The organism is Jeotgalibacillus salarius, from assembly GCF_004405125.1.
GTDB classification, from domain to species: domain Bacteria; phylum Bacillota; class Bacilli; order Bacillales; family Jeotgalibacillaceae; genus Jeotgalibacillus; species Jeotgalibacillus salarius.
Genome location: NZ_SORX01000004.1, coordinates 1 through 12,327 on the forward strand (window position 1 = coordinate 1; position 12,327 = coordinate 12,327).

Genomic DNA, 12,327 nt, shown 5'->3' on the forward strand with positions numbered 1-12,327 from the left:
AAAAGACTTAAAATCTTAAACGTTGACGTTTGGTTGTTTAGTTTTCAAGGTTCAAGTACTTCTTTCCGCTTCACTTCTTTATAAGGAAGAAACGCGGCGTTGCTCTCTCAAGCGACCAATATATCATAACATCTTTCAGCGTTTTAAGTCAATCACTTTTTTGAAAAACTTTTTCGCTTTGTCATTCAATTGTTTGCTGCGCTGTTGAAGCAACGAGGAATAATATATCATGGGACTTTGTACAAACGCAAGACTTTTGAAAAAGACTATTAATTTAGATTATTTATCACAATTTTCGTGTCATCCAAATCAATAGAAAAACGCCTGACACCTTTACCGGCTATCAGACGCAAAATCATTATCCCTGCACCCACTCTCTCCGTTTCAAATAGCCGATTGCCCCACTAACCATTACTGCACACACAACGATTGTGCTGATCACTGCCTTCCATAGACCATCAAGCATTTCACTCTGAATTGCCAGGTTTGAAAGCGCCAGTAAATGACCAGGCGTCCACATCATAGGTTCTACAAAAATAGAGGATGCTAACGCAAGAACGATTAATATGACCAATCCTGCTCCTGCCACAGCTGCACTCCTTTTCAAACATGTACTTAAAAACAATACCAATGTGACCGTGAATAACAGCCACATCATATAAAATAGTGAAGATAACAGAACCTGCTCAAATGCAATTGGGTCAAATAGTAAAAAAATATAATAAAGTGCTGCAGCCGCTCCAGTAAGATATGAAACGATTGCAAGGAGCATACCCGCTGCCCATTTAGCTAAAAAGTAACTGGCATGGGAAACAGGCTTAGCGAGTATCATAATGGCCGTCCCGCTCGAACGCTCTCCTGCAAGTGACCCCATCAATGCAAGTACGACTACAAATACACCAATCTGTGAAAACTGACCTAGCGTTTCTGCGAAAACCTGCTCGGAACCCGGGAGAGGGATTTCAAATACCGCACCTTCAGGAAGACCGCCAAACTCTTCAAGGATATCAGGGAGATAATAACTGGTCAGAGGCTGCATGATGCCAAGCGCAATAAAGACAAGCGGCATCCAGACCCATTTATAGCTTCTAGCCATTTCAAGCATTTCCTTTTTGAATAGTACGCTCATTTTTTCATCACCTCGTGGAAGACATCTTCAAGTGAAGCTGTACCGACTTCAAGTGAGCGAAGAGGCAGCTGATAGGTCAGTGCTTCCTCAAGAATGATTTTTCGGAGTTCAGCGGTTTCTTTCCCTTTAATCACTGCTGTGTTTTCACTTATCTCTATTAATAGACCAGGATGTCTTTCACCAAATGATTTACCCCATTCGAGAAGAGGCTGATCAGCACGTAAGACCATTTCAGGACGCTCGTATTGTAAATAGACACGATCAATTGAATCAAACAGCACTTTCTTTCCCTGATTCATCATTAGTACGTCATCGCATAATACCTGTGCATCATGAAGGACGTGAGTAGAATATAAAATCGTCATTTCCTTTTTTAATTCTTTTAACAGTGTCATGACTTCTTTTCTGCCTGCCGGATCGAGTGCTGAAACAGGTTCGTCCAGCAGAAGAATCTTCGGACTGTGAATGAGTGCCTGGGCAATCCCGAGACGCTGCTTCATGCCTCCTGAGAATCCACCGATTTTTTTGCCGGCGTGTGCTGAAAGCCCGACTCTCTCAAGCAGTTCATCTGCTTTTATCACTGTTTCCTGTTTTGACTTTTTTCCAAGTCTCCCTGCAAGAACGAGGTACTCTTTTGCTGTCATCCAACTATAGAATGAAGGGTACTGCGGCAGAAATCCGATATATTCCCGTGGATCTGCCGGCTGATGATCAAATTGAATGCTGCCTTTTGTCGGTGAGGACAATCCGCTGATCATATGAAGGGCAGTTGTTTTTCCGGCTCCATTAGGACCGACCAATGCTGTCGTTCTTCCGGGTTTTAAACTGAAAGAAAGCTGATCAACTGCCGTAACTGAACCGTATGTTTTTGTCAGTTCGTTAACTGTAATCATTTAGTTATCCCTTCTGCCAAATACGAAATATAAAATCGGACCTATCAGATTGATGACGATAATAACCAGTGCCCAGACCCATTTGGGACCATTAACAGAGGGTCTTTTGAATAAATCAACTAATGCTATCACTGCCAGAATGACATTAATAAAAGCAAGCGGCGCAATGATGGCGAAATTTACTCCATCCATTTATTTTCTCTCCTTTTTTGAAAATATGATTGCAGTACACGTGACCATAGCAGATAAAACAACAGTGGCATTGGTGTCTGAATCATTCCCCAGACTCCCCAGAACCACTTTGCATGCCCGCGTTTTCTTGCATCAGTAAATAAAAATGTACTTTGAGCAATCAGCAGACAGACAATCAATATAAAAAGCAGTGGGTTCACATCATTCATGTTGCTTCACCCTGCTTTTTCTTACGTACACAACGATCCCTGCAACCATTAAGAACAGAAGCTGGCCTGCTGCATATAAAATCGGTTCATTAATCAGAATTAATACAGTGATCGATACAATGAATAATGCAGCCACCATAAACCAGATGAGTTCTCTTTTCTGCCGCTGCCTGATTTCATTGATCATCAGGTTGAATGATTCACGCGGAGGCGCTGATTTCTCAAGCCGATCAAACGCCTGAAGACCTTTGATCAATTTTTCTTCCGTTTTGTCCTTCATCATCTTCCAGCTCCTTTCTTAATTTTGCCATTGCGTGATGCAGTCGGGATTTTATAGTCCCAATTGAAACGCTGCAGATAACTGCCATTTCTTCATAAGAATATCCGTAATAATATTTTAGAACGACTGGGATCCTGTGATGATCTTTAAGTGTTCTGAGTGCCTCGGCAACTTCTATTCCAATACCTTCTCCCAGCTGCCATTCAAGCTGCTGCTTATTCAAGTAATGCTGCTCCCGTTTTTTTCTGCGTTTTTTATCCAGCCATAAGTTGGTTGCGATCTGGATCATCCACGTTGAAAAGGAAGATTTCTCCTGACGGAACTGCGAGAATCGTTCGATACAGCGAATGACTGTATCCTGCGCAAGATCTTCCGCTTCAGCCGGATGCAGTGTCAGCTTCACAAGGTAAGCATATAAAAATGAATAGTTGTCATGCAGCCACTCACTCAGCTGCTCCGTTCGATCCCTGCTCATACCGCCCCTCCTTTTCTTGTTTGTATTGGTTATACGTTTAAGTTATTCAATTTGTTCAATTCAAAATTAATTTTTAATGAAAATGTTTTATCTATTGGAATGGTTCCGCTCCGCTTCAGACGGAGATCAGCAGCCCCCTTTATAAGCAGCCATATAAAAAAGGTTATTTCAATTAAGAAATAACCTGTTCAATATATAGCTTCCGTTCTTTTGACAGATCTATCATTTCTTCTGTCCCTGCCGCCTTTACGATAGGTCTTAACAAGTGCTGCGGCTGTGTGAAAATGACTTCTGCTGTCCGCTCATCAGACAATATAACGCGTGTGCCTGTTGCCAGCCCGCCTACAATTTCCTGAAGGGCTTTTAACAGCGCAATATCAAATTTGCCCATTTCATCTTCCCATATGACTTCCAGCGCTTTAAATGGTGATTTTTTTGCGCGGTAAAGCCGTTCTGACGTCATGGCATGAAATACGTCTGCGAGTGCAAGCACCTGGGATGAACGTGAAACCTCGCTGCCTCTGCTGCCTTTTGGATAGCCGCTCCCGTCAAGACGCTCATGATGCTGAAGGATTGCTGATTTCATTTCATTTCTTAACAGCGGACTGTCCATGACATACTGATAGCTGTATAACGGATGCTTACGGATTTCTGTTGCTTCTTCCTGATTGAGCGCACCTGATTTTTTTAAAATGGAAATAGGCATTTTTGCCATGCCGGTGTCAGTTAAGATGCCTGCTACAGCGAACTGCATACAACCTCCCTGATCGTATCCTGCTTTTTCAGCAAGCAGATAACTGATAATCGCAGTAGATACCGAATGATGCGCAATATAATTTTTAGCTTCCGACCAGCGGTGAAGCTGGTAAATGATGCTTTTGTCTTTTGAAGACTGTCTTAAAAGCGGCATCAGTCTGCTTTTTAAAGCAACGATATCTAACTTTCCACCAGATTGCCATGCATTAAAGACACCATTATAATAATTAATCAATTCTATGTATTGTTTTTTAAACGGCTGTGCTTCAAATTTTTCAGATGGTTCAATTGCCCCTTCACGAACAGGTTCAGCGTCCAAATCACTGCCATCTGCCAGCTTTGAAAAAACTTCAACCTGCTGAATATTAAAAGCTTTCAGCGCTTCAAGGTGAATGGCGCTAAGCTCAGTTCCTTTTTTTACAATCGGTTGAGTGGTTAAACCCATCACATTCTCAGCAATTTTGCATCCTTCCGTTAAATCATATACGCTTACTCTCACTGAGACACACCTCCTAACTTCTAGTTCTTTTTAATCATTTTATCACATAAAAAAAAGAAAGCAGGGGTTTTTTTCCTGCTTTCTTTTAAAAACTTATTCTTCTGTATCTGTATCTGTATCTGAAGAATCCGGTTGTGCATCCGGAGATTCTCCGTGCTCTTCCATATCTTCAACTGCTTCATCAAGCTCTTCTTCTTTTTCAATACGCGTGACAGTTGCAACGAGTTCTTCTTCACCAAGACGGATCAGCTTCACACCCTGTGTGCTTCTGCCTGTCTGTGAAATACCTTCTACGTCCATTCTGATCAGAACACCATGCGCTGTAATGATCATGATATCCTCTTCACCGGACACTGCTTTTACAGCAACTAAACGGCCGTTTTTCTCTGTAATGTTACATGTTTTAATCCCTTTACCGCCTCGTGACTGCACGCGGTATTCAGCTTCAGGCGTACGCTTCCCGTAACCATTTTCTGTTACGACAAGAATATCGTTTCCTTCGCCGAGTATTTCCATTCCAACCACGATATCATCCTGATTCAGCCTGATGCCCCGCACTCCGCCTGCTGTACGGCCCATTGATCTGATATCTGTTTCCGGGAAGCGAATCATCAGACCATTCTTAGTACCGATAATAATTTCGCGTTCACCATCAGTATATTTAACCGAAATCAGCTCATCATCATCACGGAGATTAATCGCAATCAGTCCGTTGTTTCGGATGTTAGCAAAGTCAGTCGCCGGTGTACGCTTGGAAACACCGCGTTTCGTCGTAAAGAAGAAATAAGAATTCTCATCAAACTCTTCTACACGAATCATCGCATTGATGGTTTCATCTTTATCTACCTCAAGCAGGTTGACCAGCGGCAGACCTTTCGCTGTCCGGCTGAATTCAGGGATTTCATACCCTTTCGAACGATACACTTTTCCTTTATTTGAAAAGAACAGGATGGTGTCATGGGTTGAAGTCGTCAGCAGATGTTCAACGAAGTCGTCATCATTCGTGCCCATTCCCTGTATCCCTCTGCCTCCACGCTTTTGCGTTCGGTATGTCGAAGCCGGAAGACGCTTGATATAACCGTTATGTGTAAGGGTGATAATCAGGTTTTCTTTCGGAATCAGATCTTCATCTTCAATCATTTCTGCTCCGCCTACTGTAATTTCAGTACGGCGTTTGTCGTTGAAGCGCTCTTTTACTTCAAGCAGCTCTTCACGAATGATTTCAAGCACACGTGATTCATTGGCAAGAATTTCTTTCAATTCTTTAATCAATTCAACAAGTGCCTGATACTCTTCTTCGATTTTATCGCGTTCAAGTCCTGTCAGACGCTGAAGACGCATATCAAGAATGGCCTGAGACTGCTTTTCAGAAAGGCTGAACTGTTCCATCAGTCCTTCTCTTGCAAGATCAGTCGTCTGTGAACCACGAATCAATGCGATGATTTGGTCGATATGATCAAGCGCAATGCGCAAACCTTCTAAAATATGTGCGCGTGCTTCTGCTTTACGCAGTTCAAATTCTGTTCTGCGTCGAATGACAACTTTTTGGTGTTCTAAGTAATAATGCAGTGCTTCTTTAAGATTTAATACTTTCGGGTGGCCGTCAACAAGTGCCAGCATATTAATCCCAAAACTTGTCTGAAGGGAGGTTTGCTTGTAAAGGTTGTTCAACAGTACGTTTGCATTAGCGTCACGTCGCACTTCAATCACAATACGCATACCGGTACGGTCAGACTCATCACGTAAATCTGTAATGCCGTCAATTTTCTTATCGCGAACCAGTTCTGCAATTTTTTCAATCAGCTTCGCCTTGTTGACCTGGTATGGAAGCTCATGGACAAGAATCGTTTCCCGGCCATTGGCTTTCTGTTCAATCTCCACCTTAGCACGCTGGACAACAGAACCGCGTCCTGTTTCGTACGCACGGCGAATACCGCTTCGTCCGAGAATGAGTGCACCTGTAGGGAAGTCCGGTCCTGGAATATACTCCATCAGTTCACCGATTGTAATTTCTGGGTGCTCACTGAAGGCAAGCAAGCCATCGATGACTTCTCCAAGCTGATGAGGCGGAATATTGGTTGCCATTCCGACTGCAATTCCGCTTGAACCATTTACAAGAAGGTTTGGAAAGCGTGATGGCAGAACGACCGGCTCACGTTCAGAACCATCATAGTTATCACGGTAGTCGATTGTATCTTTATTAATGTCACGAAGAATTTCCATTGAAATCTTCGACATTCTTGCTTCTGTATAACGCATCGCCGCTGCTGCGTCACCGTCGACAGAACCGAAGTTTCCGTGACCGTCAACGAGCATATAACGATAGCTGAAATCCTGCGCCATACGAACCATGGTGTCGTATACGGCAGAGTCACCGTGCGGGTGGTACTTACCGATTACTTCACCGACGATACGGGCAGATTTTTTATATGCTTTATCAGACGTCATACCGAGGTCATTCATCGCATACAGGATACGACGGTGAACCGGCTTTAGGCCGTCTCTTACATCAGGAAGTGCACGTGATACGATTACGCTCATCGCATAATCCATAAAAGATGTACGCATTTCCTGACTAATATTAATTTCATGAACATTCGAATTCGGCGTTTCAGCCATAACAGAAAAACCTCCTATTCCCTACAAATCACTCTGTTCTAAAGACTGGCTCTGTAAAGTTGGCTTCTGATTTCCGTTCCGGGCGGATGCTTTCCGCGGACGAACGCTCAGGTCAGGCAGAAAACCACTGCCTTCCGGGGTCTTTCACGATCGTTTTTCCGCAGGAGTCACCGCCCTGCACTTCAATCATCAGCTGTGAAATCTCACTTTTTATCTTTACAAAACGAAATGGAAGAAGGGATAGGACAGCCTACCCCTCCGCATTTATAAAAGTTATACGTCCAGATTTTTTACATAAGCAGCGTTTTCTTCGATAAACAGTCTGCGCGGTTCTACTTTGTCGCCCATCAGGATTTCGAATGTTTCGTCTGCTTCGATTGCATCTTTCAGACTCACCTGAAGCATCGTACGTGATTCAGGGTCCATCGTTGTTTCCCACAGCTGGGTAGGATTCATCTCTCCAAGACCCTTATAGCGCTGTAAGCCGGGCTTTGGTGTTGGCGACATTTCTGATAAGATGCGATTCATTTCACGTTCAGTATAGGCATACCGTATCGTTTTACCCTGCGTAATTTTATAAAGTGGCGGCTGAGCGATGTAGATATAGCCTGCCTCAATAATCTGACGCATATAGCGGTATAGGAATGTCAGCAGCAGTGTACGGATGTGCGCACCATCGACATCGGCATCTGTCATGATGACAACCTTATGATAACGGGCTTTGGAAATATCAAAGTCCTCGCCGATTCCTGTTCCAAGTGCCGTAATGATGGCACGGATTTCATTATTCGATAAGATTTTATCAAGACGCGCTTTTTCAACGTTGATGATCTTACCACGCAGCGGAAGAATCGCCTGGAAGTGACGGTCACGGCCCTGCTTGGCTGAACCACCGGCAGAGTCCCCCTCCACGACATAAATTTCACTGATGTGAGGATCTCTTGAAGAACAGTCAGCCAGCTTACCCGGAAGACTTGATACTTCAAGCGCACTCTTTCTGCGCGTCAGCTCACGTGCTTTTTTCGCCGCCATACGGGCACGCGCTGCCATAGAACCTTTATCAACGATCTGGCGTGCAACCTGAGGATTTTCCATCAAAAATTTCGTGAAGTGCTCTGAAAACAGCTGATCTGTAATCGTTCTTGCTTCTGAGTTACCAAGCTTCGTTTTCGTCTGTCCTTCAAACTGAGGGTCCGGATGCTTGATTGAAACAATCGCTGTCAGACCTTCCCGCACGTCTTCACCTGAAAGGTTACCGTCTGCATCCTTCAACAGGTTATTTCGTGAAGCATAATTATTAATCACGCGTGTAAGAGCAGTCCTGAACCCTGATTCATGCGTTCCGCCCTCGTACGTGTTGATATTATTTGCAAAAGAATAAATATTGCTTGAATAGCCCTGGTTGTACTGCATAGAGATTTCGATGGAAATGCCATCCTTTTCCCCTTCAAGAAATACAGGCTCAGGGTGGATCACTTCTTTCGTACGGTTCAAGTGCTCTACATATGACTTAATACCGCCTTCATAATAAAAACGCTTAAGGATATTGTTTCCTTCTTCATCCTTTTCACGCTGATCTTCTATTTCAAGTGTAAGTCCGCGATTTAAGAAAGCCAGCTCTCTTACTCGGTTTGCAAGCGTATCAAATTCATATTCAGTCGTCTCAGTAAAAATTTCTGTATCTGCTTTGAATCGGGTAACCGTTCCTGTATGGTCCGTTTCACCGATCACTTTCAAATCGAACTGAGGCACACCCTGTCTGTAAACCTGGTTATAGACTTTTCCATCACGATGGACATATACCTGCAGTTCTTCAGATAAAGCGTTAACGACAGATGCCCCAACGCCGTGAAGACCGCCGGAAACCTTGTAACCGCCACCGCCGAATTTACCTCCGGCGTGCAGCACAGTCATGATGACTTCAACAGCCGGGCGGCCCATCTTTTCATGATTACCGACCGGAATTCCACGTCCGTTATCTTCAACTTCAATCCAGTTATCTTCTGTGATTCTGATTGAAATTTTGTCACAGTGGCCTGCCAGTGCCTCATCAATACTATTATCAACAATTTCCCACACCAGGTGGTGAAGTCCTCTCGAGGCAGTTGATCCGATATACATTCCCGGACGCTTTCTTACTGCTTCAAGACCTTCAAGCACCTGTATCTGATTCTCATCATAGGCTTGGATTTTTGTATCTTCTGTTGCCACGCGATCTCACCTGCACTTTCTATTACTTACGGCCTAAAGGCCTGCTCATTTTTTCCGCTCTTTTTTTCAAGGTTGCTGAGGACAATGGGGATAAATAAACCTTGAAATCAGTGATGACAATTGATTTACAGGCTGATTGACAGAGATCAACGATGCCGTTGTCGTTATCTTTCATAAACTGCTCCATGATCAGAGAGTCTTCTGCTGCCTGTACATCCATAATCGCCACGATATCATTCATTCTAACCATTGCGTCCTCCCCAATATGCACATACATCTCGGGTCAGCCCCCTCCAGTTTTTTTCATCACACCATCTTCGACAATAAATGTTGTCGCTTCGTTCAGTGTCTGATGGTCAATCCCTTCCACGCTAGTGGTCGTTACAAAGGTCTGTACTTTGCCCTGAATCGTATTCAGTAAATGGGACTGGCGGTAATCATCCAGTTCCGACAGTACATCATCCAGAAGCAGAATCGGATATTCCCCGATCTCCGCATGGATCAATTCAATCTCAGCTAACTTGATTGAAAGGGCGGTGGTCCGCTGCTGACCCTGTGAGCCGAATGTCTGGACGTCATGACCATTCACCAAAAACTGCAAATCATCACGATGTGGCCCTGCCAATGTAACGCCGCGTTCAATCTCTCTTTGCCGGACTGATTCCAGCTTTTCACGGAAGATATTCTCAACTTCCTGCTGGTTATGCGCTGCTGTTACCTGAACAGATGGCTTGTACACGACTTCAAGTGCTTCAAGCCCCCGTGAGATTCCTTTATGAATCGGTTCCGCCCATTCCTGCAAAAGCTTTAAATATTGAAAACGGCGCACAACAATTCTGGCAGCCATCTCTACAAACTGGTCAGTTAATACTTCCAGCATGGTCTGATCTGTCTGCCTTCTTGACTGCAACTGTTTCAGATAGTGATTTCGCTGAAGCAGAATCTTCTGGTAAAGGCTGCTGTCATGTAAATAGACAGCTGAAACCTGGCCAATCTCCATATCAATAAAACGACGCCTTACTTGAGGGCTCCCCTTTACAAGGTGGAGATCTTCGGGCGCAAACATAACAACATTCATATGGCCGACATAGCGGCTAAGTTTTGATTGTTCAAGGTGATTGACTTTTGCTTTCTTCCCTTTTTTTGAAATCACAAGTTCCAAGGGAAGCGCACCGTGCTGCTTCATCACTCTACCTTCTATTTTAGCATACTCTTCATTCCATTGTATCAAATCTTTATCATTTGACGTTCTATGCGATTTTGCCATCGCCAGGACATAAATGGACTCCATGACGTTTGTCTTGCCCTGGGCGTTTTCTCCGAGGATTACGTTGACATTGTTATCAAAAGATAGTGTCAGCCCCTCATAATTTCGATAGTGAGTAAGCTTAAGCTGCTCAATGTGCATGCTGCTACCCTTCCGATTTTACTTGATACTTACCTACTTCAGGGATGAAAATCTCATCGCCGTCACGCAGCTTACGTCCTCTGCGCTGGTCCTGCTCATCATTAATAAATACATCGTGCTCGCCGAGGAACCATTTCGCCATACCTCCGCTTTGAATCACATTCGCTAATTTCAAAAATTGCCCCAGCGTAATATATTCAGTCTGAATCGTAATTTTTTCAGTCATATTCATCACTTCTTTCCAGATTGGCTTATCCTTTTATTTTACCCCAAACAGGCCCTGAAAACAAAGGAAACCTCATGCTTTAAAAATGGCGAAAACCGGACTCCTGCCTAAGGAATCCGGCTGCTTTGCTTAATATGTTAGTACGTTCTTACAGGTGTGATCAGCTGCAAAATAGAATCATCACCAGTTGGACGAAGCACGAAAGGTCTCATTGCACCGGTAAACTGAATATTCGTTTCAGCACCTTCAAGTACCTTCAGCGCATCCATCATATATTTTGCGCTGAATGAAATCGTCAATTCTTCCCCAGTCGTTGCATCGCTGTGAACTTCTTCCACAACTTTTCCGATCTCAGGCGTGTTCGATGAAATCTGAACATTGCCTTCGTCACTGATGTTCAGCTTTACGACATTGTTTCTTTCTTCTCTCGCTAAAAGAGAGGCACGATCAATCGCCTGAAGGAAATCCTTACCGCCGATTGTCATCTCCGTTTTACTTTCTGAAGGTACAAGACGTGATGTATCTGGATAATTCCCCTCCAGTAAACGCGAGAAGAATAAAACGTGTTTCGCACGGAAAAGAACCTGGTTTTCAGTCATCACGATTTCAGTTTCATCCGCCGTGTCATCAAGAATCTTATTCAGTTCATTCAGGCTTTTACCTGGAATCACTGCTTTATAAGGTTCTCCATTTCCACCGTTAATCGGCGCTTTGCGCATCGCCAGACGGTGGCTGTCTGTTGCAACACAGTTCAGGATACCATCTTCCACAGTCCAGTTTACACCTGTCAAGATAGGGCGTGTTTCTGACGCGGACACTGCAAAAACTGTTTGTCTGATCATTGTTTTTAAAAGGTTTGTAGGGATTTTCAGTACACTGTCTTCTTCAATTTCAGGCAGACGCGGATATTCTGATACGTCCTGGCCATTTAGGTTGAACTCTGATTTACCAGAACGAATGACTGTCTGAAGATGAGAATGTACTTCAATTTCAACTGTATCAAGCGGAAGCTTTTTAACAATACTTTCAAAGAACTTGGCCTGTAAAACGATCCCGCCGGTTTTCTCAACATTTACAATCTCTTTTCCATCTTCTTCTTTTGGAATAAAAGATTCAATTGAAATATCTGAGTCACTGCCAGTCAGTGTGATGCCTTCATCGTGTGCAGTAATTTTGATACCACTTAAAATTGGAATTGCCGTTCTTGATGATACTGCTTTGATCACGTCATTAACGCCATCAACCAGTCGATCTCGCTGGATCTGAAATTTCATGTGATATAGCCTCCAACTCTTCGCATTCTGCTGCGAGTTATATAATATATTATTTTTTAAATTAATAGTAATAGTACTAGTAGGTCCTGTGGATATGTGGATAAGCCTGTTAATGAATGATCATGCAGGTTTTCCACATGTGGATATCATGTGTTC

Annotated in this window: 13 protein-coding genes; all 13 read right to left on the reverse strand. The window is 43.6% G+C overall.

Going from position 1 to position 12,327, the window contains the following annotated elements:
• Positions 1-358 precede the first annotated feature (358 nt).
• Positions 359-1,129 carry an ABC transporter permease subunit gene (locus E2626_RS07525; protein ID WP_134381141.1) on the reverse strand — a complete coding sequence of 257 codons (771 nt, stop codon included), beginning with the start codon at positions 1,127-1,129 and terminating at the stop codon, positions 359-361.
• Positions 1,126-2,022 (reverse strand): ABC transporter ATP-binding protein, encoded by an 897-nt coding sequence (locus E2626_RS07530; protein WP_134381142.1) that lies wholly within the window; start codon positions 2,020-2,022, stop codon positions 1,126-1,128. Before E2626_RS07530 ends, E2626_RS07525 begins: the two co-directional genes overlap by 4 nt.
• On the reverse strand, positions 2,023-2,214 hold the full coding sequence (locus tag E2626_RS07535; protein WP_134381143.1) for a PLD nuclease N-terminal domain-containing protein: 192 nt from the start codon (positions 2,212-2,214) through the stop codon (positions 2,023-2,025).
• A complete protein-coding gene (locus E2626_RS07540; protein WP_134381144.1) occupies positions 2,202-2,423 on the reverse strand; it encodes a transcriptional regulator in 222 nt (73 codons plus the stop codon). The genes E2626_RS07535 and E2626_RS07540 overlap by 13 nt, the downstream gene beginning before the upstream one ends.
• Positions 2,416-2,703 (reverse strand): DUF5345 family protein, encoded by a 288-nt coding sequence (locus E2626_RS07545; protein WP_134381145.1) that lies wholly within the window; start codon positions 2,701-2,703, stop codon positions 2,416-2,418. Before E2626_RS07545 ends, E2626_RS07540 begins: the two co-directional genes overlap by 8 nt.
• Entirely contained in the window at positions 2,654-3,178 is a 525-nt protein-coding gene (locus tag E2626_RS07550) for a sigma-70 family RNA polymerase sigma factor (protein WP_134381146.1), read from the reverse strand. The genes E2626_RS07545 and E2626_RS07550 overlap by 50 nt, the downstream gene beginning before the upstream one ends.
• A 172-nt stretch (positions 3,179-3,350) precedes the next feature.
• Positions 3,351-4,433 (reverse strand): HD-GYP domain-containing protein, encoded by a 1,083-nt coding sequence (locus tag E2626_RS07555; protein ID WP_134381147.1) that lies wholly within the window; start codon positions 4,431-4,433, stop codon positions 3,351-3,353.
• 93 nt (positions 4,434-4,526) lie between these two features.
• Positions 4,527-7,052 (reverse strand): DNA gyrase subunit A, encoded by a 2,526-nt coding sequence (gene gyrA / locus E2626_RS07560; protein ID WP_134381148.1) that lies wholly within the window; start codon positions 7,050-7,052, stop codon positions 4,527-4,529.
• 273 nt (positions 7,053-7,325) lie between these two features.
• The gene (gene gyrB / locus E2626_RS07565; RefSeq protein ID WP_134381149.1) at positions 7,326-9,263 is read right to left on the reverse strand and encodes a DNA topoisomerase (ATP-hydrolyzing) subunit B; all 1,938 of its coding nucleotides are present in this window, start codon (positions 9,261-9,263) and stop codon (positions 7,326-7,328) included.
• A 22-nt stretch (positions 9,264-9,285) separates the two neighbouring features.
• Positions 9,286-9,540 (reverse strand): extracellular matrix regulator RemB, encoded by a 255-nt coding sequence (gene remB / locus E2626_RS07570; protein ID WP_134381150.1) that lies wholly within the window; start codon positions 9,538-9,540, stop codon positions 9,286-9,288.
• A gap of 6 nt (positions 9,541-9,546) precedes the next feature.
• Complete coding sequence (gene recF / locus E2626_RS07575) at positions 9,547-10,671, reverse strand: DNA replication/repair protein RecF (RefSeq protein ID WP_134381151.1); 1,125 nt, start codon at positions 10,669-10,671, stop codon at positions 9,547-9,549.
• A gap of 4 nt (positions 10,672-10,675) precedes the next feature.
• A complete protein-coding gene (gene yaaA / locus E2626_RS07580; RefSeq protein WP_134381152.1) occupies positions 10,676-10,897 on the reverse strand; it encodes a S4 domain-containing protein YaaA in 222 nt (73 codons plus the stop codon).
• A gap of 137 nt (positions 10,898-11,034) precedes the next feature.
• Positions 11,035-12,171, reverse strand: coding sequence for a DNA polymerase III subunit beta (gene dnaN / locus E2626_RS07585; RefSeq protein ID WP_134381153.1), 1,137 nt, complete (start codon positions 12,169-12,171; stop codon positions 11,035-11,037).
• Between the last annotated feature and the right edge of the window lie 156 nt (positions 12,172-12,327).